Origin of the sequence: Streptomyces sp. NPDC018610 (assembly GCF_044391765.1) — a bacterium.
Taxonomy (GTDB): Bacteria; Actinomycetota; Actinomycetes; order Streptomycetales; family Streptomycetaceae; genus Streptomyces.
In genome coordinates this window covers 39,428-63,736 of sequence record NZ_JBISAL010000017.1, presented here as the reverse complement: position 1 = coordinate 63,736, position 24,309 = coordinate 39,428, and the positions used below count along the sequence as shown (strand labels likewise).

The following is a 24,309-nucleotide window of genomic DNA, read 5'->3' as shown; positions in this document are numbered from 1 at the left end:
GACGCCACGAGGCGGTCTCATCTACCCGCGCGGGTGATTCGACATAGCCCCCCTCCCGTCCCGACGCGTCAGCCGCACGTCGCAGTGCCGGCAGCACCTCTCGGCAACAAGCTCCGCCTGCCCTTGCCGTCAGCGTCGGCGGAGGTCCTCGGACCAGTCCCGGAGTCGATCCTCAAGGACCAGGTTGTCGCCGCGGGCCACGGTCTGCAGCCCTGGGCGCACATGGCCGCTTCGGCGGCGCGGCCGCCAGGCGGTCCAGGCGTGCGTACAGGGCTCGTACGAGCCGGGCGCGGTTCTGGGCGCAGCGAGCGGTGCCTTGGATCGGTTGGGAGAGGTGGCCGGCGGCTTCGCGGAGGATGACTTCGGCGAGGGCGCCGCGGCCGTCGTTCTTCGGCAGGGCGGCGGCGTGGCGCTGGACGTCGGTGGCGACTGCGCGTGCGTGCCCGGTCAGTTGGAGGGCGATCTGCTCGTAGTCGCGGGGCGTGAGGTTCGGGTCCTTCCACGCGAGGACGGCGGCCACGAGCGCTTCGTACGGGGGCGGTCGAGGGGGAGTTCGGCGTCGACCAGGCCGTGGGGGTCGTGGAGCACGGTGTAGGTGTCGCTCACCGCTGCCTCGCCGCGTCGTCCTGGTCGTGGTCGCCGGGGCGGTCGCCCGGGGCCGCCTGGACGAGGAAGCGGGCGTAGCCGCGGTCGGCGCGGGCCAGCAGGGCCGGGGAAGGCCGGCCGAAGGCGGGGGGCTGGAGACCGCGTCCTGCGGGGCCTGCGGGTGTGGGTGCGCTCATGGGGCACCGCCTTCTGTTGCTGGGTGGCGTCGGTGTCGTTCGACGCTACGGAGACCGCCGCGCAGCTCTCGACGAGATTGCGGGGAATTGCGGAAGTTCACTCCAGGGCGTCGATCGCGGCCTGGATGAGGGCGCGGGCGGCGTCGCCGTAGACGGCCATCGACGCGAGGCCGGCGAACGCCTTGGCGTAGTCGGCGACCTCGCGCGGCTGCGTCACCTTGATCTCCGCCGTCAGGGTCTTCACCACGGCCGTGGTGTCGTCGTGGACGTGGAACGCCTCCAGCGGCCACACGGTGCGCTGCGCGGTGAACGGGATGATCCCCAGCGAGATGGAAGCGAGCGGCATCACGGCCAGGAGGTGGCGCAGCTGCCCGCGCATCGCCTGTGCGGTAGCGCAGGACGGACTCCTCCAGCAGGACGACGTAGACGTGACCGCCCTCATAGAGGAGCCGGGAGCGGGCGACGCGGGCGGCGACGGCTTCGGCGACGTCGTCGGGGGTGCCTTGGAAGCGGGTGATCTGCTCCATGAGGGCCGTCGCGAACGCCGGCGTCTGGAGAAATCCCGGGGGCAGGTTAGAGACGTAGACCCGGCAGTGGCGGGTCCGCTCGTGCAGGGCGTACCAGTCTTCCTGGACTTGGCGCATGCCGTTGCGGTGCAGGCGGCGCCACTCCATGTACATCGAGTCGACGCGCGGGCGGTGGCGATGAGGTCGTCGGCCTGGCCGTCGGCGCCGCACGCCGCGCACCAGGTCCGGATGTCCGCGTCCGAGGGCAGCATCGCGCCTTTTTGGATGCGGGTGGTCTTGGCGGGATGCCAGCCGCACCGGGCGGAGAGTTCCTGGTCGAGGAGGGCTCCGTAGACGGTCGCCGGTGGTGCCGCGATGGTGGAATCCCGCTCAGGGAGCGTGTGCCGGCCGGGTCTCGGCGAAGGCGCCGGCGGCTGCGGCGAGGGCGGCGGTTCTGGCCGCATCGCCGGGCAGGTGCGGGTCAGGTGCCGTGCGAAGGAGTACCAGCTGGTGGTACAGCGGCGCGGTGGCGGCGAGGAGCAGGCGCCGGGCGTCGGTGCCTGATGGGAGTTCGCCGCGCCGGACGGCCCGGCTGACGACGACCTCGCATCGGGCGTACCGGTCCTCCCAGAGCCGCTGTTGGGCGTCGGCGGCTTTTTCGGAGCGGAACGAGGCGGCGATGAGCGCCGTCACGACCGGGGGCTCTGCGGTCAGGGCTGTTTGGATCTCCTGGTTGAGCGCTGCCAGGTCGCCTTCCAGGGAGCCGGTGTCCGGTGGCTGCCAGTCGTCGTCGCTCGCCGCGTCGAGTACGTCGGCGAGCAGGCCGCCGACGTCCCCCCAGCGCCGGTACACCGTGGTGCGGTGCACGCCGGCGCGAGCGGCGACGGCGTCGGTGGTGAGCGCGTCATAGCCGTGTTCACCCAGCTCCGCGAGGACCGCGTCGAGTACCTGCGTACGAATGCGGGCGGTGCGGCCCCCTGGTCGGCGCCGGGTCGGCGCCGGCCGGGTGCCTGCTGGCTCTTGTTCTTGTTCTGAGGGTGTGGGAGTCGCCACAGGTAGTCCGATTGATCGAGGGAACGGCGTTGTGGCACCATCTTAACGCAGCAGCTGTCGCACTAATGGAGTGATCGATGTTCATCCAAAGCGTTCGCCCAGTCGCACGGCCCATGACGGCCGTCTCGTTCTCGAATGCTTTGGAGTCCCCGTATGCCCACACAGATCTCCGCGCTCGCTGTCAGCAAGTCCTTCAACGGCAGGCTCGTCCTTGACTCGGTGACCTGCTCGCTCGCCGCGGGCGAACGCACCGGGATCATCGGTGAGAACGGATCGGGCAAGACCACCTTGCTGCGCCTGCTCGCCGGGCGTGAACGGCCCGATCAGGGCGAGGTCGTCGTCCAGGCCCCCGGCGGCGTCGGCTATCTCGCCCAAGATGAGCGGACGGAGCCGCGAGCGACCGTCCAGCAGGTCATCGACCGTGCCCTGAGTGATCTACGCACCGTCGAGCGGCGCATGCGCCGTCTCGAGGCCGCGATGGCCGACGGCGATGAGTCGGGCATGGCCGAGTACGGCGAACTTATGACCGTCTTCGAACAGCGCGGTGGCTACGACGCCGACGCCCGCGTGGAGCGTGCCCTGCACGGTCTCGGCCTGGCCCTGGTGGGCCGTGACCGCACCGTGGGCGGCCTGTCCGGTGGTGAGCGGGTCAGGTTGCGGCTCGCGGCCGTCCTGGCGGCCGCGCCGGAGGTGCTGCTCCTTGACGAGCCGACCAACCATCTCGACGACAGCGCACTGAGCTGGCTGGAGGAACACCTGCGCACCCGCCGGGGCACCACCGTGGCGGTCTCCCACGACCGGGACTTCCTCGAACGCGTCGCCACCGGCCTCCTTGAGGTGGACGCCGACCGGCGCAGCGTCGTCCGGTACGGCAACGGCTACACCGGCTACCTCGCCGAGAAGAAAGCCGCCCGGCGGCGCTGGGTCCAGGCGCACGAGCAGTGGCGGGCCGACGTCGACCGGCTCCGCGAGGCCGCCGCGACCACCGCCCGCCACGTGGCCCCCGGCCGTGCGATGAAGGACGGCAACAAGATGGCGTACGACCGGGCGGGCGCCCGGGTGCAGCAGTCGCTGGCCAGCCGGGTGCGCAACGCCGAAGAACGGCTGCGCCGCCTCCTCAGCGCCCCGGTTTCGCCCCCGCCGGAGCCGCTGCGCTTCGCCTCCGTACTGCGGACCGGTAGCCCGCAGGGCACCGTACTCGTCGCCACCGACATCACCGTCACGGACCGGCTCGACCGCACGAGCCTGTCGCTCGAGGCGGGCGAGCGCCTGCTGGTCACGGGGCCGAACGGAGCGGGCAAGAGCACGTTGCTCCGCGTCCTCGCCGGGGAGGTCGCCCCCGACGGCGGGGGTGTCACCCGTCGCGGCAGGGTCGGCTACCTCCCCCAGGAGCCGCGCCCCGGGGAGCCGGACGAGACCGTCCTTGCCGTCTTCGCCCGCGGACGGGCGGGTGAGGCCGCCGGACACGCCGAACAGCTGCTGTCCCTCGGTCTGTTCGACCGCGACCACCTCACGGTGCCGGTCGGCTGGTTGTCCACCGGGCAGCGGCAGCGTCTGGCCCTGGCGCGGCTGCTCAGCGAACCGTCAGACGTCTTGCTGCTCGACGAACCCACCAACCATCTGTCGCCCGCGCTCGTCGAAGAGCTGGAGACTGCGCTGACCGGCTACGCCGGCGCCCTCGTCGTCGTCAGCCACGACCGTCGGCTGCGTCGGCGCTGGCAGGGCGCTCACCTGGCCGTGCGGGCGACCGCGACGCCCGCTGCCGGGGCCTGAGGCCCCGGCAGCCCCGCGAACACGCCTTCAGGAAGGAACCAATTCGTGATGCCACCTGTCCCCGCCGACCCGAACGTGGTCCATCCGATGCCCGAGCAGCCGCGGGTGGTGCTGCTGAAGCCGCTGATCACCTCGCCGCTGATCGAGGTCGGAGAGTTCTCCTACCACGACGACCCCGATGACCCGACCGCCTTCGAGACGCGCAACGTGCTCTACCACTACGGGCCGGAAAAGCTGGTCATCGGGAAGTTCTGCGCGCTGGGCGAGGGCGTGCGGTTCATCATGAACGGCGCCAACCACCGGATGGACGGCCCCTCCACGTTCCCTTTCCCGATAATGGGCGGTTCCTGGGCCCAGCACTTCGACCTGATCACCGGCTTGCCCGGGCGGGGTGACACCGTGGTGGGCCATGACGTCTGGTTCGGTTACCGGTCCACGGTGATGCCGGGCGTCCGCATCGGCCACGGAGCGGTCATCGCCTCCGGCTCCGTCGTCGTCGACGACGTCCCCGACTACGGCATCGTCGGCGGCAACCCCGCCCGCCTCATCCGCCGCCGCTACAGCGACGCCGACATTGCCCGCCTCCTGGCCCTGGCCTGGTGGGACTGGCCGCTCCAGGACATCACCGAACACCTCCGCACGATCATGTCCGGCAGCGTCGACGACCTGGAGAAAGCGGCGGCCCGGGCACGTGGAAACAGCACCTCTGGAGCCACCAACCCCCAGGACCGCGGGCCATTGAACGAGCCCGACCCAGGGCGACCCGCGCGGTGACCCGCTCCCCTGTCCGCGATCCACTGTTCCAGCACACCGAGAGTCGAGCTGTCAGCATGCCTGCTTCGCCCCACCACAACCCGTTCACCGACTGGCTTCGCACCCACGCCGTCCCCCTCGACCACCTCGACCCCGAGGCACCACTCGACGACCTGGAGCCGCTGCGCGCCATCATCGGCGACGCACGTGTCGTCGCGATCGGTGAGAGTTCCCACTTCATCAACGAGTTCGCGTCCATGCGCGAGCGCATCCTGCGGTTCCTGGCCGAGCGCTGCGGATTCACCGTCCTCGCCTTCGAGTACGGCTTCAGCGAGGGTTTCCCCCTTGATGCATGGGCCCAGGGCGAGGGGACGGACGACGACCTGTCGGCGCACCTCGCCGGAACGATCCCCGTGGGAGTCGACGCGCCGCTGCGCTGGATACGCGGGCACAACCGAACCGCCTCGACACCGGTGCGCTTCACGGGGATCGACATCCCGGCGGCCGGTGGGTCCTTGCTTCCCGCCCTGACCCCGGTCGCCGAATACCTGCGCCGGATCGACCCCGGAACCCTGCCGATCATCCAGGAGGCAATGCGGATCGCCGAATCGTTCGCCGGTGGCTCCGCGGCCGCCGCCGCGCCCGCGTGGGCACGCCTGGCCACCGCGGAACAGGACGCCCTCAGCGCGGCCCTGACGCGCCTGCTCATCCGGTTCCGCTCCGTCGCACCACTGTATGTTTCCCGCAGCGACCAGCACAGCTACGACGTCGCCGTGCGCCGGCTCGAAGGCGCCTGCCACGCCGACTACACCTTCCGCGCCATGGCCGACCTCTTCGCCGGCAAGGGACTGACCGCCGACACCTCGGCCCGCGACGTCTACATGGCCGAGTCGGTCCTGTGGCACCTGGACCGCTTCGGACCCGGGACCCGCGTCGTGCTGGCGGCTCACAACGCCCACATCCAGAAGACACCGGTCTCCTTCAACGGCCACCTCACGGGACTCCCCATGGGACAGCACCTGCACCGCGCGCTCGGAGATGACTACTTCGCCCTCGGCATGGCGAGCACCACCGGACATACCGCAGACATGGCCCGCGACGAGAACACACCCTTCGGCTTCACCATCGACGCCACCGCGCTGGAGCCGGCCGAGCCGGGAAGTATCGAAGCCGCATTCGCCGACGCCGAACTCGGGCTCAGCATCGCCGACCTCAGCCAGGCACGCCCGCAGGCGGACCAGGGAAACGTCGACCCTGCCACGGGCCCCGACCGCATCCGGATCCAAAGCGCCTACCTCCACACCCCCATCCTCGAGGCGTTCGACGCCATCCTCCACACCCCGACCTCCACCGTCGCCGACAACCTCTGAAACCGACGCGGTGCCGGCCGCCCGTCCGCTCGTCGACGCGGTCGGACGGCCACGCCCCACTCCCGCGCGGGACATCTGGGGTGATGGTGAGTTCGGTGATGCGCCCGTCGCCGTCGAGCGTAAAGGAATTCCCGACATCCCCCAGCCGACCTCCGGGGCCGCGTCCCAGACGGCGGCGGTCAGGTACATGCCGACGTTGACGAGCCCAGCGGCCTGGGCGGACGGGGCGCGAGGCCATGGCTTTCGGCTCGGTCCGGTCATGGAGGAGGAAGAGTTGCGAGCGCTGGAGGCGGACTTGGGTGTCGGCCTGCCGGTGCGGTATCGGAGTTTTCTGCTCTGCGTGGGAGGCGGAGGTGCTGGCCCCGACTACGGTCTGATGACGCCGGTCGCGGGTGACGGTGGGTGGCAATGGCGCGGCATCGGGCTTGCCTTCCCCGCGCAACCGACAACCGCCGAGTTCGCCGGACGGCCCTTCGTGGCCGAGGCGCTTCAGAGCGAGCTCGACTCGCTCGGGACGCGGGAGCCCAAGGAGGACGCCTTTGCGGCCGACGACGCGTTCCGCCGCGCGTACGCGGCCTGGGACGCGCGCTACGAGGAGCTGAGTGACGCTCAGGAGGCAGGCGCCGTGTTCCTCAGCGAGCAGGGATGCGGCTATGCATCGCTGCTGGTGATGACGGGCCCGCACCGGGGTGCCATCTGGGGGGATCTGAGGCCGGCGGACCGAGGGATCGAGCCGTCCGGACATGACTTCGCGGACTTGTACCGAAGGTGGTTGGAGCGCACCGAGCGGCAGCTCGATGTCATACCACCGGCTCAGGAACACCCGGACCGCCCGTGAGCGATGCCATCACCTCATGATCATTCAGCCGTTCCGTCACTCCACCGCCCCCAGATTCGACGGTAACCCACCAGTCCACAAGAAGTGGAGCCAGGGACGTTGCTGCGCGGGCGCAAGCACGATGCGGTCGTGTGCGCCAACGCCCTCTACACCGTCCGTCTGGCAGGCCTGGGCGCGAGCGGGGAAGGGCGGGGGTGGTCGACGCCACGGTCCGTTTCCTTCTTGAGCACCTGGTCTCGGGCCGCTTCCTGCACGGCACCCGTTACTTACCCCTCGCCGGACGCGTTCTTGTACGCCCTGTCGCGCCTGTGCGCCCGCTTCCCCGACGCCGTGCAGGTGCTGACCGCCCCGGCCCGCCGCGCCCTGGAGCAATCCAGCGGCGGCTCCTCAGCGGCCTGCGGCAGCGTCCTGGAAATCGCGTTGCGGACTCTGGCCGCTGACAACCTGGACGTTACGACCGGCCAGCACGAGCGCCGTGTCCGGCTGGCTCAGACTCAGCGACCGGACGGCTTGTGGCCCGCGAGCGCCTACTACCGGATGGGCCGCTTCCCGGTGTACTTCGGCTCTTCCTATCTCACCACCGTGTTCGCGATGAGCGCCCTGGTCCCGGCCGCCACCGACCCCGAGGGCCGCGAGTGGCAACCGCGCGGTGAAGTGGCCGTGCACGACTTCGGCATCCGCGTCCCCGACCGGTTCCACCCCCAAATGGAGGCCATCGGCGAGCGTCTGGCACATTGGGCAACCAACGTCGGCCTGGCCACGGGCGCCACGGGACAGGCCCGGCTGCGCCGTGCCGGCTTCCACCAAGTGGCCGCCCGGATCCTGCCCGACGAGCAGACCCCAGATGTAGAGCTCTTCGCCCAGTGGGTGGTCTGGCTGTTCCACCTCGACGACTCCCAGGACGAAGGCGCGATGGGCCACTGCCCCGACACCGTCCACGCCGCCTACACGGCGATCACCGCCATCATCGACGGCCAGTCAGTCCCGGCCGGCGGGGCGGCCGGTTCGCCCGCAGTGGCCGCGCTGACCCACCTGTGGCCCCGCACCATGGCGGGCATGTCACCAGCGTGGCGACGACGCATCCGTGGGCACATCCACCGCCACCGCGACGCGTTCCTCACCCAGATCACCCACCGGAGACAGCGCACGCTGCCCACCCCGGAGGAGTATCCGGGGCCGCGGCGGGATGCGAACGGCATGTTCATGTACGACCTCGTCGAGGTCGCCTGCCGCACCGAGATCCCCGAGACCGTGGCCGCAGGCCCCGCCTGGAAGGAATTGTGCACGGCCTCCAGCGACATCACCGCCTGGTGCAACGACATCTACTCCCTCGCACGGGGCAGGCCAACAGGGAACCCACCAACTACGTCACCGTCCTGCGCCACGCCCACGCCTGCACCGAACTGGACGCCATCGACCAGATGAAGACCCAGATCACCCGCCGTCTACACGACCTCCACGCCGCCGAACACGCCGTCCTGGCCTCCGTACACCGCCAGCCGCGCACGGCCGGCGACCACCTTCACCGAGTCGTACGGATCATCGCCGACATGCCCGGCACGCACCTGGGCTGGCTGCACGACTCCGGCCGATACCAATAGCGGAGGAGCGATGCGGTGATCCGGAAACGTCTGCCGCAGGAGGTGGGGGGCTTGGCGGTAGACATCACGGTGAGTCACGATAACTACGCTAAGCTACTGCCCCTGTGCCGAAGCTACCCGAGCGCAGGGCCCGTTCAGGTGAAGTGCGGCGGCTGCCTGCGTCGGCGGTACAGCGCCGCGAAACCATCTGTGTGCCGTCCACGTCGGGCGGGAGCACATCTTTGGGAGGCCGCATGAGCGACGACGAGGTACACGTCATCCCCGCTGACGGACAGAGCGCCGAGGAGGTCGCGGAGATCTTCACGACGATCGCAGCGGAACAGGGGCTCGAGGACGAGGTGAAGGTCGACGGCGAGAAGGTGATCGTCCCCCGGTCGCTCAGCGTCCGTACATCGAACGTCCTCACCACGTTCCCACCGCGCAGCGACATCTACAGCCTGACGGCGCCGATCGAGCTCTACGGCACTCCAGAGGACGAGCCAGGTGACCCATTCACCATCAGGGACATGGCGTAGACGGCCCGGCCCGCCCAGAGCCACCGACTGAACCGCTCACGGTGGCCCTGGGCGGGCGTCTTCGAGTGTGAAGGCTCCTCGCGGGCTGGGCCACGGCACAAAGTCCGACGCTGCCGCTGAGCATGGGACGCGCCGATGCCCCAGCGTCCTGGGTGGCGGTGCCGCGTTACCAATGGGGGGCGGGGCACCCGGGTACGAAGGCCAGGCCAGCTCGGCCGCCAGGATCATCGTCGTGCCGAGCAGGACACTACTGAGCGGGCAGTTCTCCTTGGCGTTCTCGGAGGCGACAGTGAGGGCTGCCTCGGCGACCACAGAGACCCTCGACGGTCACGGTGATGCCCGGGCCCGGATGGGAGGTCGCGTTGACGCTGGTCACCAGCCGGTGGGGCGGGGCTGGCTCAGTTGCGTGTGCTCGCCTCGCTCACCAGGTCAGGTCGCCGTCCTTCCCGTAGAACAGGTCGTGGTTGGCGGAGCCATGATCGTTCTCGCCGATAACCACGGCTCCGTTGATCCCCGAGGCCGGCGCCGGGCGGTGCCGGGGAAGCGGGGGCCCGGGGGCCGGCGAAGGCCCCCGGCAGCCACCGGCCCCAGCCATCGGCCACACCCGAGGAGACGCGCACACCGTGTACCACCCCCGCCCATCCGGTCCACCCCCTCTCATCGAGGCCCTGGCCGTATGGGGGTGGGCCATCGAGCATGGCGGCATCCCACTCAACTACGCCGCCGCCGTCCTCGCCGACCACCCCTCTTACACGAAACACTTTGGGGTGCCCGATCCCACCGAGGTCGAGCGCCGCAGTGGGCCGCCGAGGATTTGACCGACTGGGAGAACGTGGTCGTCCGGATGGACTGGCCGGGCGACGCCGCGGTCGATGAGGAACGCTGGGACGCACCCGCCGACTGGCGGATGCGCGAGTACCTTGTACGGCCGCGGTTACCAGACGACCCAGCGGCGACTCTGCGGGACCTGCTCCGTGCGCATGCGGGCACACCGCTCCCACCCGTATCACCGAATGCGATCAACGCCGGCGAGTCGGACCCTGTACGGAAGAGGAGCCCTCCTCCGGAAGAGCGACATGTCCATTCACGAGCAGCACTCATGGGCGGAGCCGCTTCGCGCTGCGACTGGAGCTTGCTGAGGTGAGAGCCCCCGTCGGGCCGCACTCCGGGGTCTCCCGTTCTCTGCTCGCCCGATTTTCCGCTCGTCAGCCGCACCTCGGAACGAGTGTCGCGATCACCGCGAAGGGAGTCGTTCGCGGCACTCGGCCTGGATGCGGACCGTCCATAGCGTCGATGAGGCAAGCGACCAGCATTCGAGGTAAGGACCAACGATGACTGACCTTCCAGCCCCCACCACGCCGTACCTGGAGCCCGAGGCCAGGGAGCTTGCCGACGCCACCGACCCACACCCGCGGATCTACGAGCTTCCGCCCGAAGAAGGGCGCAAGATCCTCAGCGACCTTCAGAACGGCGAGGGCGTCGAGCGCCCGGACGTCGACGAGGAGTGGGTCGACGTCGACGCCGGAGAGTGGGGCACCGTCCGCACCCGCATCATCAAGCCCAAGGGTGCCACGGGCCCGCTGCCCGTGGTCTTCTACATCCACGGCGCCGGCTGGGTCTTCGGCGACGACAAGACCCACGACCGCCTCTTCCGCGAACTCGCCATCGGGGCCGGTGCCGCCGGCGTCTTCCCGGTCTACGACTGGGCGCCCGAGAAGGGCTATCCCACGCAGGTCGAGCAGAACTACGCCGTCGGCCAGTGGCTGCAGAGGAACGGCGCCGACCACGGCCTCGACACCTCCCGCGTCGCCGTCGCCGGCGAGTCGGTCGGCGGATGCATGTCCGCAGTCTTCGCGCAGATGAACAAGGACCGCGGCGGGCTCGCGCTCAAGGCGCAGATCCTGCTCTACCCCGTGACCGGGCCGGACTTCGACACGCAGTCCTACCACCAGTTCGCGGAGCACTACTACCTCACCCGCGACGGGATGAAGTGGTTCTGGGACGCGTACACGACCGACGAGGCCAAGCGCGAGGAGAAGTACGCCTCGCCTCTGCGGGCCACCCTCGAGGACCTCAAGGGGCTGCCGCCCGCCCTCGTCATCACGGCGGAGGCCGACGTCCTTCGGGACGGGGGCGAGCTCTACGCCAACAAGCTCCGTGAGGCCGGCGTCGAGGTGACGGCCGTCCGCGTCAGCGGGACCGTCCACGACTTCATGCTGTTGGACAGCCTGCGGGACACCCCGGCCACCAACGTCGCACGGAAGCTGTCCGTCGACGCGCTGCGAGAGGCTCTCCACCAGGAGTGACCACAGCCAGGAACAGGAACATGGGCGGCAGACTCGAAAGGTCTGCCGCCCGATCGCTGCGCCGACCACGGACTTCGAGGAGACACGATGAGCCCGACCGCGACAGGTCCACACGTCGGCTCGACCGGAGCGCAGGTCGTCGGTGAGGTCGGCCTGCTGGAGTACAACGACTGCCAAGTGTCGGCGATCCATGGCCTCAGGGACATCTTCCGTGTCGCCAGCGAGTACGCCGTGGGGTCGGCCGATCCTCCGAGCGTGATCCGGGTCGGCACCTGGGCGGTGTCCGCGACCGACGACGGGCCGGTCATGGTGTGCACCTCGGACACTCATCCTGAGCGCGTGCACCGGCTCAGCCATGTCATCATCCCGCCGAGCCTCGTCGTACCCGAGCTGACGGCGTCGGTCGGCGAGCTCACCGATTGGCTCGTCGGACTCCGGTGCGAGGGCACCATCCTGTGTGCCGTGTGCGCCGGCGTCTTCGTCCTCGCCGAGACCCACCTGCTCGACTCCCGGGACGCCACGACCCACTGGGCGTTCGCCGAGGGGCTGGCGCCGGCATCCGAAGGTTCGGGTGGACGCCTCACCTCTACCAGGAGTTCACGCCCCGACTCCAGCACGGCGACAGCGACATCCGTGAGGTGCAGGCCCGGCTGCACGCCTGCCTGAACGAGCCCCACTCCGTCGAACACCTCGCGCAGTCCGCGGCTATGCACCCGCGCACCTTCCAGCGACGGTTCAAGGAGGCTACGGGCCTGACTGCGACGGAATACATCCAGGCGGCGCGCATCGCGAAGGCACGTGAGCTGCTGGAGCTGACCAACGAGCCGGTCGCCCAGATCTCCCGCGGCGTCGGCTACCTGGACGTGTCGAACTTCCGTCGGCTCTTCCAGCGGCCCACGGGCGTCACGCCGTCGGAGTACCGGCGCCGGTTCGGCATCGCGGCACGAGTCAGCCGACCCGAGGCGCTGTCGGCGAGTCAGCCGACGAGGATCCGCTCCACGCCTTCCCGGTAGCTGGTGATCTGGAATTCAGGAAAGCGGGCCGCGAACTTCGAGCCGTCGAAGATGTTGTCGTCGCGGTAGCGGACAAGCAGCTCGAACATCTCGTCGAGCGGCTTGACGAAGCGGCGCCCGAGACGGAAGGCGAGCATCGGCAGCACCGTGTAGCCGATCTTTCGGCCGGTGACCTCGCCGGCGATCTCGATGAGCTGGGCGTAGGACTTGCGGTCCGGGTCGACGGGCAGGTGCCACGTCTGGCCGTAGGCGTCCGGCGTGTTGCCGAGAAGGGCGAGAGCTCGGCTCGCGTCGGGGGTCCAGATCAGGGAACGCTTGGCTTGGGCGTCGACGGGGACGAACGGTCGCTTGCCGGCCTTGATCCGGTCGAACACCAGCGAGTTCGTGTAGCTCTTCGTCCGGCCCGGACCGTAGAACTCGGGCGCCCGGCCGATCAGGGCTTCGACCCGGCCGGCCCGCATGGCCTCGAGCAGCATGGTGGCGATCTTTCCGCGGACCCGCCCCTTGCGTCCGCCCGGTGCGAATGCGGTCGACTCGTTCTGGGGCGTCGGCGTTCCGGGATACATGTAGGTGTTGTCGAAGAAGGCGAGCTTTGTGCCGTGTTCGGCGCAGGCGTTGATGACGTTGCGCATCATGACGGGGAACTGTCGCTCCCACAGCTCCGAGTCCAGGGGCAGGCCGACGGTGAGGTAGGCGATGTCGCTGCCCGCGACGGCACGGCTGGTGGCGTCGGAGTCGGTGAGGTCTGCGGCCACGAGCTCATCGGTGTCGTTCACCCTCGACGGCTTGCGGCTGACGAGGCGGATGTCCTTGGTGTGGTTGTGGTGGAGCTCGTTCACGAGCTCGTCGGCGATCGGTCCGCCGGCGCCGAGAACGGTCTGCATGGGTCTGGTCTCCTTGAGGTGGATGGTGCGGGTGGCGACGACAGCTCAACTGCGAGGGGCGTCGTGCCATTACGTGACGATGCGGTCGACCACCGTGGCCGGGGTGCGGACCCAGCCGATGTGGTCGTTGGTCGAGCCTGGGGGCACCTGGTCGCCGGTGTGGTGCCAGCGTGTCACCGAGGTGGGCGAGAAGAGGCGATGAGCGAGGTCGTCGACGGCCTTGAGCGGCGACAGCGTGTCGTTGCCCAGGCTGATGACGGGGGCTGGTGTGGTGATCGGCTGGTCGGCCGCGTACGGCGGTCGGCCGGAGAGCACCATGCGGGCCCATTCCCGCATCAAAGTGCGCGCCCCGGGGCCGCCGAACGCCCGCTTGGGGAGGGGGCCGAACACCGCTGTCATCGCCGGGACCACCAGCACCGCCATGGCGGCGACGTGGAGGCCTCCATAGGCGTAGTGCCGGTGGTGCGGGATCGCTCCGGCGACCGTGCTCACCCCGTCGGTCGGCGGACGGGTGAGCTCGTGTTCGGCTACGAGCTGTCCCCCGAGGCTGTGGCCGAGGAGGAGCACTGGCCGCGCGGGTGACTCCGCCCGCGCGGCGGCGACGGATTGTGCGATGTCGTCGATCTCGTCGTGGTAGGCCCAGTCCTCGCGTCGGCTCGCTCGTGGTTCGCCGCGCTCGAGCCCTCGTCGGCGCAGCGCTCGGGCTTGCCACCCGTGTCGCTCGAATTCGGCGACCACTGGCCGGTGGTAGCCGGAGCCGATGGCCATCGCCGGTGAGATGAGAACGATCGGCGTGCTGGTGCCGCCCTTCTCAACGTCCGGCATGGGTCGCCGTCTGCGAGGTGATCACGGTGAAGGAAATGCCGGCGTCGCCGAGCCGGCGCAGCAGGTTCTCTCCCATCGCGGTGGCGGTGGTGACCTGGCCGGCGGTGGGTGGGTTGTCGTCGAAGGCGAGGCACAAGGCCGACTCGGCCAGCATCCTGGCTGTCTCGGTGTAGCCGGGGTCTGCACCTCTGACCTGGGTGTGTACGGTCTGGCCGCCGCCCTCGCCGATGATGTCGACGGTGAACCAGGTGCGATCGCGTCGCTCCGCCGAGGGGCCCTCGCCTTGGGGGATGCGTCGGCCGATGGCGCGGCGCAGGAGCGGGACCTGGACGGCTGCCAGGGCTACGGCGGAGCCGGCCAGTGCGCAGGCGACGGTCGCGACGCGGCGGGTCCCGGCGTAGTGGGAGTAGGTGAAGTCGGACCCGTAGTCCGGGCGAGCGAGCGCGGAGCGGCGTACGACGTCGGGGTCGATCGTGGGCAGCGGGATCAGCCAGGTCCCGAGCGTGCGGTCGCGGCGGGGGCGGCCGATGCGGGTGCGGACCTGGCGTCCGCACGGTCGCGGCTCGAGACGGCGGCGTCCGGCCGCGGCCTGCAGCATCGCGCGCGGTCGCGACAGCTGGCCGAGAGCGGAGTGCAGCGTGCCGCCGGAGATGGTGGCGTTGGTGCGGACCACTCCCCGAAGGGCCACCGGTACCCCGGCCGGGAGCTGCTGGACGGTGAAGAGCACACCGAGGTCGTGCGGGATCGAGTCGAAGCCGCAGGCGTGGACGATGCGAGCACCGGTCCGCTCGGCGGTCGCGTGGTGCTCGACGTACATCCGGTCGACGAACTCGGGCTCGCCGGTGAGGTCGACGTAGTCCGTGCCGGCCGCAGCGCAGACCGCGACCAGTGGTTCGCCGTACTCCAGGTAGGGGCCAACCGTGGTGATCACGACCCGCGTGGACTCGGCGACGCGGGCCAGGGACCGCTCATCCGAGGAGTCGGCGTGGAGCAGCGCAATGTCGTCCAGCTGCTGGTTGATCCGGAGGAGACGGTCGCGAACGGCCTCCAGCTTGGCCTGGTTGCGTCCGGCCAGGGCGAGCCTGGCGCCGGGAGGGAAATGGGCAGCGAGGTACTCGGCGGCCAGAGCGCCAGTGAAGCCGGTGGAGCCGAGGAGCACGACGTCGAAGGGGCGCGCATGCGTGCGTGGGGACATCGGACCTCGGTCCCTCCGGACGTACGATATGTTTACAGTGCTCACACAGCATAGGAGGGCGAAGTAAGCAGTGTCAACTTCAGAGAAGAGTGGCTACCATCACGGCGATCTGCGGGCGGCGCTGCTGTCGACCGCGATGGAGATGCTGGAGGGCGGCGAGCCCTTCTCGCTGCGTGCCGTCGCACGCCGGGCCGGCGTGTCGCCGACCGCGCCGTATCGCCACTTCAAGGACCGCGACGCCCTGGAGTCCGCGCTGGCCGTCGAGGGCTTCCGGGAGCTGCTGGCCGACCTGGGCGGCGGGCGCGGCCTGCCCGCCTCCCTCCCGGACCTGGCCGAGTTCGCCGTCGCCTATGTTGCCTTTGCGCTGCGGCGCCCGGCTCTGTTCCGCGTGATGTTCGGCAAGCCGTGCGACGACGCCGACGACGAGCGGGTCAAGGCCGCCGACGCCCTGCACGAACTGCTGGCCGACGCGCTCGATCACGTCTTCCCCGACGCGGACGCCTCGGCCCTGGCCTCGGCCGGCTGGGGGCTGGCCCACGGACTGGCCTGCCTGTACCTCGACGGCAAGCTGCAGGCTGCGTCGGGCGAGGAGGTCGCCGACCGGGTGCGCAGCGCCTTCCTTGCGATCACGTCGGTCGGCTCCTGACGCGCACCGTCCGCCCGTCGCACGCCTCACATACTCCTCGCGAGGAATGGGACGGCGACCGGAGAGGCCGAATAGCGGCTGCCCCTTTCCGGGCCCATGCCGATTCCAGCGCGCACTTTGCCATGCCCGCGCCGGCGGGCGGGCCGGGTTACGGGATCCAACCTCAGTCGGCGTGGCGCACCACGTAGGCGGTGCCGACCGTTTCGGGTGTGGCGGAGTCCGCCAGGACCGCGAGGCGCGGCGCTGCCGTGGTGAGGCGGAACCCCTTCGTCACTGGCTGCGCGCAGTCGAGGCGCCTGACGGCCTTGGCGGTGCCGGATACGGCCGTGAAGGTGACCGTGCCCTCTCCTGCGCAGGCCACCTCCACGCGCAGCGCGGTGCCGGACTCGATGGTCTCGTCCAGGTTCTCTCCGGGGATCGCGAGCGTCCCGGACGCTATGAAGCCGTCGCCGTCCGTACTCAGACGGCCGGTGGTGCCGAGCAGGCGGCGGGCCTTGTTGTCGAGCCGCTCATGGCCAGGCCGGGATACCCTCTGTGCTGGGGATGCGGCCGGAGCGCCGGCGGACGTCTTCTTCGACGAGGAAGCCCTTGGCGTCTCGGCCGAGCCGGAGCAGCCTGGTGCCACGGCTGCCATGAGAGCGACGGCAGCCAGAGCCGTGGTGGTACGGCGGGTGCGCCGGTACATGGGATCCCCCATTGAACGCGAGCCGGAGCGGGTGGGTGCACGGAACCCCGTGATCATCTCTTGCAGATCCCCGAACCGGAAGTACCTGCCCACGCCAGTGCACCGATCGTGCGCCCCATACCGTTCCCTGTCTCGAACTGGCCCACATGCGCCGAGCGTTGCTCGGCTCAAAGCACACGCTGGTAGCGGACCTCCGTGAGCGTGATCCCGTCGTAGACGTCGTCCTGAGCCGCACCGTCGGCCTGATATCCGGCCCGTTCGTAGAAGCGCTGGGCTCGTTGGTTGTCACGCAGAACCCACAAAGCTGACGCCTCGAAGCCCTGGCTTTTCATCTGAGCATGAGCCTCACCCAGGAGGATCCGGCCGATGCCCTGGCCGATCAGATCCGGCGAGACGTACAGGGCGTAGACCTCACCGACCTGTCCCAGACCGGGCGCCTCGCTTCGGCACGGGCCGAAGCAGATCCACCCCACCGGGCCACGGTCGCCGAGCGCCACAAGATCTCGCTCGCGTCCGGGTTGAGAAAACCGCTGCCGCCGTTGCCTCGCATCACCTTCCACCGTCATGGCGTCCAGATATGTCTGGGGGACGACGCCGCCGTACGCCGCCTGCCATCCTCGGACTCTGATCGTCGAGACGGCCTCTATGTCGGCCGCATCCATCTCCCGCACGTGCACCATCGCGCCACCGTAAGGGCACAGGTACCTCAGGACGAACTGCTTTGCCCCGCCGTCCGTTCCTCCTCTGACGAGAGCGGCTCCGGACGAACGGTCTTCTCCGCGGACTGCCGCCCACGACCAGGGGCGAGTTCCCTGAGCACGGGGCACACCAGCCCTTTGACCTGCGGCTTCAGGTTGGCAGGCTCAGTGGTGTGCATCGGGTGGAGTCGGTGCGGTGGAGCGGGCCGGTGGGGGCGGCGTGTTTCCCCTTGACCTGGACCGTGGTCAAGGGGAAATGCGCCGGGGTGGACGCACGGCATCGTCCCCGGCGATGTCGTCCACTCTCCGGCCGGTGGACTCCACCCTTCGTGCTGACGTATCTGCTGCAGGGGCCGCGGGCGGTAAGGGCGCCGACCGGGGGCGGGGCGGTGTGCCGGGGCCTGGGGTGGGGGAAGTGCCGCTGCGGCAAGTTCTGCTTCGGGTGACGTCGTCAGCTGCTCAGAGTGTGATGTCAAGCTGCTCCAGAGTCTCCGCGACGTGGTGCTCGCCGTAGCCGAAGCGTCTGCCGAGCGCCTGGTAACAGTTGTACTGCTCGTGAGTGATGAATGGGGAGGCCACACGGAGCAACCGCAGAAACAGGCGGAAGCCGAGATCGGCGTCCACATCGGTGACGACCTCCTCGACTGCGGCCAGGGCGCTCGCACCAGGAACCGGCTTCCAGCGCGGGCTGATCTCCACGTCGGTCAGGAGCGATGCCGCCTCCCGCATCTCCCGCAGCACGACGTCTCGCACATCGGTCCGGGGAGGCGGTGGGTCATGGCGGTACCGGTGGGCGACCTCCCGCAGGCGCTCTTCGCACACGTCCCTGATCAGCCGTAGCCGATCCCTCGCGTCGACTCCGGCCTGGTCGATGTCGTAGCCCCGGCCCGAGGCGGACAGCCACAGCACCTCGACCGTCCTCGTGCTCAGCGCGGAGCCGAGCAGGCGGTGGGTGTCCGTGAGCAGCAGTGCCGCCGCCGATCCCGGGGTCTGGCCGCTGTCGTCGGCGGCCGCGGCTCGCCGGACACGTTGGCCCCTGCAGTGTCCTCCTGCCAGTGCCAGGCGAACCACGACGTGAGCGCGGACAGGCCGGGGCGTCGCGGCGAGCGGTGTCGATGGGCGGCCACGTCACGTCGAGGCCGTCGTACACCAGCGGCCCGGGGAATCCGAGGGCGGTGTCCAGAGCCATGAGGCGGTCGTACTGCCCCTCCATCCGGCCGGCTGCTGTGGGCGTCGCCGGCTCTGCCCGGAGCCGTCCACGACGTCCGGGCCGCCCGTGAACACGGCATCATTGCCACTTTCGCGGAGGCCTTCGTCACCTGCTGGGCCGACAAGGGCTACCGAGGTGCCGCGAGTACGGTCCGCGTCCCGTACTGGGGCCGGTGCGAGACGCTTTCCTCAGGCCAGAAGGCCGTCAACCGGTCCCACGCGACGATCCGAGCTGGTCGAGCAGGCCGTCGCCACCCTCAAGTCCTGGCGACTCCTCCGCAAGATCCGTTGTTCGACCAACCGCGTTACCGGCCTCGCCCCGTCCCCGTCACGCTCTGGCCGGTGATGCCGACCGCAGCGTCGGTGAAGGTGGTCGCGTCGCGGGTCAGGCGCTGGGTGTTGTCGGTGCCGGCGTAGGTCTGGTTGGTGGTGGCGCCGGACTGGGTGTAGGCGGCGAGCTGGGTGAAGGGTGTCCAGTTCTCTGCGGTGCGGGCGCCGGTGGGGCTCGCGGCGGACGTCTCGTTGCCGGCGCCGTCGTAGGTGAAGGCGGTGGACGAGTCGTAGGCGGTGAGTTCGCCGACGTCGTTGTAGGTGGAGGTGTGCTGGGCGCTGGTGCAGGCCGGAAGGCTGGTGCCGGTGGAGGCGCCGGTGCGGTTGCCGGCCTTGTCGTCGCAGTAGGCCCAGCCGGCGGTGGTGGTGCCGTTCTTGGTCTCGACGGCCTTGGTGAGGCGGCCTGTGGTGTCGTAGGTGTAGGCGGTGGCGGCGCCGTCGGCGGTGCGCTTGTAGATCTTGTCGGTGTCCTTGCCGTCGTCGTTGTACTCGAACGTGGTCTTCGCGCCGCCGGGTTCGGTGACGGAGGTCAGCTCGTTCGCGTCGTCGTAGCCGTAGGTGACGGTCCCCGCGGAGTCGGTGGCGCTGTCGACGTTGCCGGCCGGGGTGGTGAGGGTGACTGACTTCTTGTCGTCGGCCTCGGTCAGGTCTTGTTTGTAGCCCTTGGCGGGGGTGAAGCCGGACCCGTCGCGGGCGAAGACGGCCATCGTGCCGCTGGGGCCGCGGACGACGACCGCGTCCGAGGCCGCTTCGGTGACGCGGTAGTCGGAGCCGGTGGTGGTGTGCCAGCCGGCCCCGCCCAGGCTGTTGTACCGCCGCCCGCCCAACGGCGAACTCACGCCGACGAACGGACGCTGAACCGGGCACACCCAGACCCGCGCTCCCGTGGAACGAGGCGTCGCCCGCCTGAAGTGCTGGCGGATCTTCCGCCGGAGCCGCTGCAGCCCGAACCGCATGACAGCCATCGCCGCCGCGGTCCTCACCCTGGAGAGGCAACGCTGAAAAGGCTCAATGAACCGGTGAGTGACGCCCACCCGCGGGCTCCCTTCCTCTACGGCCGCCCCGGCTCTGTCGGCCGAAGGGGCCCACACCTTCCACTGTGTTCCTCACATCCGGGCCGTCCGGAACGTCAGCCTGGACGCGAGCAGTTGAGCCACCTCGGTCTCGCCGACGAGGTGCGCGCCCTGCTCCCGGGAGGAGAGCACGGTGACCGGCGCTTCGTTGCCGACGGCGCCTGCGTCTATCTGCCGAACGCCTCCCTTTTGATGATGTCGAGCATGCGCGGGGTGCCCTGGGTGGTGCGCACGTCGAGGAAGGCGCGTACATGCCCCTCGGTGACGGCCTCGCGCACCAGCGCGTGCGCGAGGTCGGCCCGGGAGGTGAACCGTCCGGGCAGCCGGCCCGACGCCAGCCGGTAGTCGCTGACCCCGTCGGTGTCGAAGAGACCGGCGGGCCGTAGCACCGTCCAGTCGTGGCCGCTCGTCCGGACGATCTCCTCCATGCGACGCATGTCGTCGTAGACCGTGCGCCCGACGACTCGTACGAAGAACGGCTCAAGCACCCTCTGGAAGAACACCCCCTCGCCGGGCGCCGACACGTCGAACAGGACCGTGGAGGTGACGCACACCAGCCGCCGGAGGCCGTGCCGGGTCATGGCCCGGGTGATGTGGCCGATGCCCGCCGAGTACACGGTGACCGAGGCCCGGCCGTACGGGACGCCGAGTGCGGAGATCACCGCGTCGTGTCCCTCGATGACGCCCGCCACGGCTGCCGGGTCCAGCACGTCGGCCTCTGCGACCCTCAGCCGGGGCGGACCGGACGGGAAGTCTTCGGGGTGGCGGGTCACGGCGGTGACGGTGTGGCCTGCGGCGGTCGCCTGCTTGATGACCTGCCGTCCGGTAGGCCCGTTCGCGCCGAACACGACGAGTCGCATGGATGTTCCCCTTCGCTCAGCCTGCTGCTGTCGCGAACCCGGAGGGTTCCTACGGCGGCGGGTGTGACAGGATCTGCGCAGCATGAGACATACGACACACTCCGGGACGGCGATGTCACACTTCCCGGTCCCGGCCTCTCCGGGTGGCCAGACGTCGTGAGGAGATGCCATGGCCGACGATGGGACGCCCGCCGCCACCCAGGTCTTTCTCGACCATCGAGAGCTGCTGTTCGCGGTGGCGTACAGCATGCTGGGCACCGTCAGTGATGCCGAGGACGTGCTCCAGGAAACCTGGCTGTCCTGGGCGGCGCGCACGGACGCCGAGAAGGCGGGGCAGGCGCCCCACGTCGAGCATCCGCGTGCCTACCTGGTCCGGATCACCGTGCGGCAGGCGCTCGGCCGACGGGCACGGATCGCCCGGCAACGCGAGACCTATGTCGGGCCGTGGCTGCCCGAACCCCTCCTCACGGACGGTCCCCCCTCCGAGGGCACCGGTGAGGATGCCGCCGAGCATGTGCTTCGCGCGGAGTCGGTGTCTCTCGCCATGCTGGTCGTCCTGGAGACCCTGACGCCGCTGGAGCGGGCGGTGTTCGTGCTGCACGACGTGTTCGGCTACGCCCACACCGAGACCGCGGACATCCTCGGCCGCAGTCCCGCGGCCGTACGCCAACTCGCGCACCGCGCCCGTGCCCACGTCCGCGCCCGTCGCCCCCGCTACCGGGTGCACCCACGGGTCCGGCGGCAGGCGGTGGAACGGTTCGTGGCCGCGGCACTCGGTGGGGATCTCGGGGCACTGCTGGAGATCCTGGCCTCGCGGGCCGCTTTGTGGACGGACGGCGGCGGCAAGGGACAGGCAGCGCCGCGGCCGATCCAGGGTCGGGACAAGGTGGCGCGGGCCGTGACCGGCTTCGCCGCGCGCTCGGCGGCGGCTCTGGAGATCCAGCACCGGGACGTCAACGGGGACGCGGCCGTGGTCGTGTTCGCGGACGGCTCCCCGCGCGCGGTGATGGTTCTCGACCTCGCCCCGGACGGTGAGCAGGTCCGCGACGTCTACCTCGTCACCAACCCCGACAAGCTCTCGGCCCTCGAGCCGGACGGCCCTCGAGCAAGGGGCTGACGGCAGTGTCCGGGACTCGTGACGCCGCCCGAGCCATCTACTGACTTCGGCCCGGCGGGGTGAATCTTCGCGAAGTCGCTGAAGGGCTTGGAGGGGTGGCTGTATCTCGTGCTGTGAGGTATGCGGATGGGGGCGGGCTGGCAGCTGCGGGGCGCCGGCGCCGGGAGACGGTACGGATGCAGGCGGCCGAGCTGTTCGAGCAGAAGATCAAGCCACGAGAGGGCGCACGGCGTCTGCGGATGAGCCTGAAATCGGCTTACCAGTGGCATCAGTTGTGGCGGGCGGGCGGTCGTGAGGCTCTGGCCTCGCGTGTGGGCCCGGTACCCGGAGCGGCGTGACGGGGGCCATCCGGCACCGCCTCCAGGGCGTGGGGTTGATGCCGAGGACGGTGAGGACGCGCAGGTCATCCGGCACGACCGACTCCTCATCACTCGACCCCCTCACGATGCTCGCCAGCAACCTAGCCCCAATATCGAACACGTGACCGATTTGCTGCCCGACCTGCCCCGCCTCCGCACCCTGGACACATGGCTCCGCTACAGCCTCGCCCGGGTCCAGCAGGAGATCGCGGCACGCGAGCGGCGCGAGCAGGAGCGGCAGCGCGGCATCACCGCCCGCCCACTGCGCCAGGCCCGGACTGGGGCCTCGAACGCGGCCACAACTGCACGGCTGGGAACCTTTGTGACACCGGCGGCGCCGACGCAGTTGGTGGCGCTGGAGGACGCCACGCACCCGGCCCTGACCTGCGCACACACCCCGCCAACGGCAAACCAACCAAAGACTTGCGCTCCGCTCTCTGAAGCTCAAACGTCTGCTTCGAGGGCGAAGGTGTTGCCGTCCGGGTCCTGAAACCACGCGATCCGTCCGCCACCGGCCCGCGGCGTGATACCCCTGGCGTCATGCTCGAACTGGTCGTAGCGGACGAACTCGACGCCGGCGCCGGTGAGTTCATCGACGATCCGGTCGAGGTCGTCGACGTACCAGACGGCCAGAGTCGCCTCGGTCGTTCCGGCAGTCGTGGACTGGTAGACGTTCAGCGCGGGCCCTCCACCGGAGGCGTAGACACGACTCCCGCCGGTGATCCGGGCGCTTGGGCCGGTCTGGACGAGCGGCAGTCCGAGTTTGCCCTCGTAAAAGGCGACGGCCCGTTGGATGTCGGAGACGGCGATCGATGTTCTGAGCTCATACGTGCTCAAAGGCATGATCCACTGTCTCACAGGGGGCACGGCGAAGTCCGCGGCCTGCACGGCCGCCGGGCGCTCCCGCAGCGGTATGACCGCCCGTGTTCCACCAACCGTGCGTGACCGGCCGACCGGCGGTGTACGCGGAACCGGGACCGGGCAGAGGCGTCGCCGGCGTCGTCCGGCTCGCGTCAGATCGCCGTCCTCCAGGACAGTGGCGTCTCGGTCGCCGAGCGGGTGAGGCCGGGGGCGGGAACGCGACGTGGAGGTTGCGCGGGTTCCTGGCGCGCATGTCCGCCCCGCCCCCGACGGCACCACACCTACCCCGAATTCCCTTCCGGACCCCTCCGCCCGACGCGAGCGCCCGGCAATCCGCCGGACAAGCGGGTAGGGCCCGGCCGTTGTCTCGGCCGGGCCCTACCCGGGGGGATGTGTGTGCGGTGTCAGGTCACCATCGATACCAGCGGCCGCGACCACCGCCCGCGTTGGTGGAACGCATCACGAAACCGAGCAGCCACACCACCAGAACGATCAGCGCCACCCACCACAGGATCTTCAGGGCGAAGCCGGCGCCGAAAAGGATGAGCGCCAGAAGCAGGACAAGCAAAAGGGGAACCATGGTTATCGACCTCCTGACCTCCGATTGCCCTGCACTGCTGTGCACATTCCTCGCTGACGCCTTTGTTTTGTGGCGGGAAAGCCGGGGCACGAGAGCGGTCACCGCATCAGCGAGCGGAGACTTCGAGGAGGCTGTCTTTCATGAGTGCCGGCGAGAAGGCCAAGGCGAAGACCGAGCAGGCCAAGGGCAAGGCCAAGGAGGCCGCAGGCAGCGCCCTCGGCGACGACCGCATGACCGCCGAAGGACAAGCCGACAAGAGCACCGGCGACGCCCGCGAAGCCAGGGAGAAGGCCAGACACGTCTTCAAGCACTGACCCCCCAGCCCTCAATTCAGGGGCCCGCACTAGGAGAGTGGGTGTGCGCCCGGCGGGGGGGGGGGCCCCCCCCCCCCCCGGGGGGCCCCCGGGGGGGGGTGCCCCGGGGGGGGGGTGGGGGGGGATGGGCCCCGGGGGCGCCCCGGGGGGGGGGGCGGCCGGC

Annotated in this window: 26 protein-coding genes and 4 pseudogenes; 16 read left to right on the top strand and 14 right to left on the bottom strand. The window is 70.0% G+C overall.

Annotation, left to right across the window (positions count from 1 at the left end):
* Positions 1–172: 172 nt before the first annotated feature.
* The 4 genes and pseudogenes from ACH5A8_RS32975 to ACH5A8_RS32960 all read right to left on the bottom strand — a co-directional run bounded on the left by ACH5A8_RS32975 (position 173) and on the right by ACH5A8_RS32960 (position 2,341).
* A pseudogene (locus ACH5A8_RS32975) lies at positions 173–606 on the bottom strand (DUF6415 family natural product biosynthesis protein).
* Positions 603–782, bottom strand: coding sequence for a hypothetical protein (locus ACH5A8_RS32970; RefSeq protein ID WP_399007681.1), 180 nt, complete (start codon positions 780–782; stop codon positions 603–605). Before ACH5A8_RS32970 ends, ACH5A8_RS32975 begins: the two are co-directional and overlap by 4 nt.
* Positions 783–879: 97 nt before the next feature.
* Positions 880–1,752, bottom strand: a pseudogene (locus ACH5A8_RS32965) (DUF5753 domain-containing protein).
* Entirely contained in the window at positions 1,679–2,341 is a 663-nt protein-coding gene (locus tag ACH5A8_RS32960; protein WP_399007680.1) for a TetR/AcrR family transcriptional regulator, read from the bottom strand. Before ACH5A8_RS32960 ends, ACH5A8_RS32965 begins: the two are co-directional and overlap by 74 nt.
* A 153-nt stretch (positions 2,342–2,494) precedes the next feature.
* Between ACH5A8_RS32960 and abc-f the strand changes: the two genes are divergently transcribed.
* The 10 genes from abc-f (at position 2,495) to ACH5A8_RS32910 (ending at position 12,510) form a co-directional block, all read left to right on the top strand.
* Entirely contained in the window at positions 2,495–4,114 is a 1,620-nt protein-coding gene (gene abc-f, locus ACH5A8_RS32955; RefSeq protein ID WP_399007679.1) for a ribosomal protection-like ABC-F family protein, read from the top strand.
* A 48-nt stretch (positions 4,115–4,162) separates the two neighbouring features.
* Positions 4,163–4,888: a CatB-related O-acetyltransferase gene (locus ACH5A8_RS32950; protein ID WP_399007678.1), complete on the top strand. Its 726-nt coding sequence runs from the start codon at positions 4,163–4,165 to the stop codon at positions 4,886–4,888.
* 56 nt (positions 4,889–4,944) lie between these two features.
* Complete coding sequence (locus ACH5A8_RS32945; RefSeq protein ID WP_399007677.1) at positions 4,945–6,237, top strand: erythromycin esterase family protein; 1,293 nt, start codon at positions 4,945–4,947, stop codon at positions 6,235–6,237.
* Between the two features lie 259 nt (positions 6,238–6,496).
* Positions 6,497–7,075, top strand: a complete 579-nt coding sequence (locus tag ACH5A8_RS32940) for an SMI1/KNR4 family protein (RefSeq protein WP_399007676.1) — start codon at positions 6,497–6,499, stop codon at positions 7,073–7,075.
* 222 nt (positions 7,076–7,297) lie between these two features.
* Positions 7,298–8,500 (top strand): terpene synthase family protein, encoded by a 1,203-nt coding sequence (locus ACH5A8_RS32935; RefSeq protein ID WP_399007675.1) that lies wholly within the window; start codon positions 7,298–7,300, stop codon positions 8,498–8,500.
* On the top strand, positions 8,497–8,676 hold the full coding sequence (locus ACH5A8_RS32930; RefSeq protein WP_399007674.1) for a hypothetical protein: 180 nt from the start codon (positions 8,497–8,499) through the stop codon (positions 8,674–8,676). Before ACH5A8_RS32935 ends, ACH5A8_RS32930 begins: the two co-directional genes overlap by 4 nt.
* A gap of 233 nt (positions 8,677–8,909) precedes the next feature.
* The gene (locus ACH5A8_RS32925; RefSeq protein ID WP_399007673.1) at positions 8,910–9,191 is read left to right on the top strand and encodes a hypothetical protein; all 282 of its coding nucleotides are present in this window, start codon (positions 8,910–8,912) and stop codon (positions 9,189–9,191) included.
* 1,331 nt (positions 9,192–10,522) lie between these two features.
* Positions 10,523–11,497, top strand: a complete 975-nt coding sequence (locus tag ACH5A8_RS32920; protein ID WP_399007672.1) for an alpha/beta hydrolase — start codon at positions 10,523–10,525, stop codon at positions 11,495–11,497.
* Positions 11,498–11,584: 87 nt separating this feature from the next.
* Positions 11,585–12,163, top strand: coding sequence for a hypothetical protein (locus tag ACH5A8_RS32915; protein WP_399007671.1), 579 nt, complete (start codon positions 11,585–11,587; stop codon positions 12,161–12,163).
* Positions 12,136–12,510, top strand: coding sequence for a helix-turn-helix domain-containing protein (locus ACH5A8_RS32910; protein WP_399007670.1), 375 nt, complete (start codon positions 12,136–12,138; stop codon positions 12,508–12,510). Before ACH5A8_RS32915 ends, ACH5A8_RS32910 begins: the two co-directional genes overlap by 28 nt.
* On the opposite strand, the gene ACH5A8_RS32905 is transcribed toward ACH5A8_RS32910, so the two are convergent.
* The 3 genes from ACH5A8_RS32905 to ACH5A8_RS32895 all read right to left on the bottom strand — a co-directional run bounded on the left by ACH5A8_RS32905 (position 12,474) and on the right by ACH5A8_RS32895 (position 15,414).
* The gene (locus tag ACH5A8_RS32905) at positions 12,474–13,394 is read right to left on the bottom strand and encodes an NAD-dependent epimerase/dehydratase family protein (RefSeq protein ID WP_399007669.1); all 921 of its coding nucleotides are present in this window, start codon (positions 13,392–13,394) and stop codon (positions 12,474–12,476) included. The two genes, ACH5A8_RS32910 and ACH5A8_RS32905, sit on opposite strands and share 37 nt — an antisense overlap.
* A gap of 69 nt (positions 13,395–13,463) precedes the next feature.
* A complete protein-coding gene (locus ACH5A8_RS32900; RefSeq protein ID WP_399007668.1) occupies positions 13,464–14,219 on the bottom strand; it encodes an alpha/beta fold hydrolase in 756 nt (251 codons plus the stop codon).
* Positions 14,206–15,414 (bottom strand): saccharopine dehydrogenase family protein, encoded by a 1,209-nt coding sequence (locus ACH5A8_RS32895; protein WP_399007667.1) that lies wholly within the window; start codon positions 15,412–15,414, stop codon positions 14,206–14,208. Before ACH5A8_RS32895 ends, ACH5A8_RS32900 begins: the two co-directional genes overlap by 14 nt.
* A gap of 70 nt (positions 15,415–15,484) precedes the next feature.
* On the opposite strand from ACH5A8_RS32895, the gene ACH5A8_RS32890 reads away from it, so the two are divergent.
* Complete coding sequence (locus ACH5A8_RS32890) at positions 15,485–16,060, top strand: TetR/AcrR family transcriptional regulator (RefSeq protein ID WP_399007666.1); 576 nt, start codon at positions 15,485–15,487, stop codon at positions 16,058–16,060.
* Between the two features lie 163 nt (positions 16,061–16,223).
* On the opposite strand, the gene ACH5A8_RS32885 is transcribed toward ACH5A8_RS32890, so the two are convergent.
* The 3 genes from ACH5A8_RS32885 to ACH5A8_RS32875 form a co-directional block, all read right to left on the bottom strand.
* Positions 16,224–16,694 carry a hypothetical protein gene (locus ACH5A8_RS32885; RefSeq protein WP_399007665.1) on the bottom strand — a complete coding sequence of 157 codons (471 nt, stop codon included), beginning with the start codon at positions 16,692–16,694 and terminating at the stop codon, positions 16,224–16,226.
* A 218-nt stretch (positions 16,695–16,912) separates the two neighbouring features.
* Complete coding sequence (locus ACH5A8_RS32880; RefSeq protein ID WP_399007664.1) at positions 16,913–17,425, bottom strand: GNAT family N-acetyltransferase; 513 nt, start codon at positions 17,423–17,425, stop codon at positions 16,913–16,915.
* Positions 17,426–17,902: 477 nt separating this feature from the next.
* Positions 17,903–18,514 carry a hypothetical protein gene (locus ACH5A8_RS32875; RefSeq protein ID WP_399007663.1) on the bottom strand — a complete coding sequence of 204 codons (612 nt, stop codon included), beginning with the start codon at positions 18,512–18,514 and terminating at the stop codon, positions 17,903–17,905.
* A gap of 138 nt (positions 18,515–18,652) precedes the next feature.
* On the opposite strand from ACH5A8_RS32875, the pseudogene ACH5A8_RS32870 reads away from it, so the two are divergent.
* Positions 18,653–18,998: pseudogene (locus ACH5A8_RS32870) on the top strand (transposase family protein); the annotation flags it as partial.
* On the opposite strand, the gene ACH5A8_RS32865 reads toward ACH5A8_RS32870, so the two are convergent.
* Complete coding sequence (locus tag ACH5A8_RS32865) at positions 18,958–19,689, bottom strand: hypothetical protein (RefSeq protein WP_399007700.1); 732 nt, start codon at positions 19,687–19,689, stop codon at positions 18,958–18,960. The pseudogene ACH5A8_RS32870 and the gene ACH5A8_RS32865 overlap by 41 nt on opposite strands.
* A gap of 106 nt (positions 19,690–19,795) precedes the next feature.
* Here ACH5A8_RS32865 and ACH5A8_RS32860 point away from each other — a divergent pair.
* A pseudogene (locus ACH5A8_RS32860) lies at positions 19,796–19,984 on the top strand (transposase family protein); the annotation flags it as partial.
* Between the two features lie 238 nt (positions 19,985–20,222).
* Here the strand turns inward: ACH5A8_RS32860 and ACH5A8_RS32855 are convergent.
* Positions 20,223–20,915 carry an NAD(P)-dependent oxidoreductase gene (locus ACH5A8_RS32855; RefSeq protein WP_399007662.1) on the bottom strand — a complete coding sequence of 231 codons (693 nt, stop codon included), beginning with the start codon at positions 20,913–20,915 and terminating at the stop codon, positions 20,223–20,225.
* Between the two features lie 169 nt (positions 20,916–21,084).
* On the opposite strand from ACH5A8_RS32855, the gene sigJ reads away from it, so the two are divergent.
* Both sigJ and ACH5A8_RS32845 read left to right on the top strand, forming a co-directional pair.
* The gene (gene sigJ / locus ACH5A8_RS32850) at positions 21,085–22,032 is read left to right on the top strand and encodes an RNA polymerase sigma factor SigJ (RefSeq protein ID WP_399007661.1); all 948 of its coding nucleotides are present in this window, start codon (positions 21,085–21,087) and stop codon (positions 22,030–22,032) included.
* A 59-nt stretch (positions 22,033–22,091) separates the two neighbouring features.
* Positions 22,092–22,370 (top strand): helix-turn-helix domain-containing protein, encoded by a 279-nt coding sequence (locus ACH5A8_RS32845; RefSeq protein WP_399007660.1) that lies wholly within the window; start codon positions 22,092–22,094, stop codon positions 22,368–22,370.
* 465 nt (positions 22,371–22,835) lie between these two features.
* On the opposite strand, the gene ACH5A8_RS32840 is transcribed toward ACH5A8_RS32845, so the two are convergent.
* Entirely contained in the window at positions 22,836–23,234 is a 399-nt protein-coding gene (locus ACH5A8_RS32840; protein WP_399007659.1) for a VOC family protein, read from the bottom strand.
* Between the two features lie 427 nt (positions 23,235–23,661).
* Positions 23,662–23,832 (bottom strand): hypothetical protein, encoded by a 171-nt coding sequence (locus ACH5A8_RS32835; RefSeq protein WP_027758556.1) that lies wholly within the window; start codon positions 23,830–23,832, stop codon positions 23,662–23,664.
* Between the two features lie 140 nt (positions 23,833–23,972).
* Here ACH5A8_RS32835 and ACH5A8_RS32830 point away from each other — a divergent pair, with 140 nt between their 5' ends.
* The gene (locus ACH5A8_RS32830; RefSeq protein WP_399007658.1) at positions 23,973–24,146 is read left to right on the top strand and encodes a CsbD family protein; all 174 of its coding nucleotides are present in this window, start codon (positions 23,973–23,975) and stop codon (positions 24,144–24,146) included.
* The last annotated feature ends 163 nt before the right edge of the window (positions 24,147–24,309 follow it).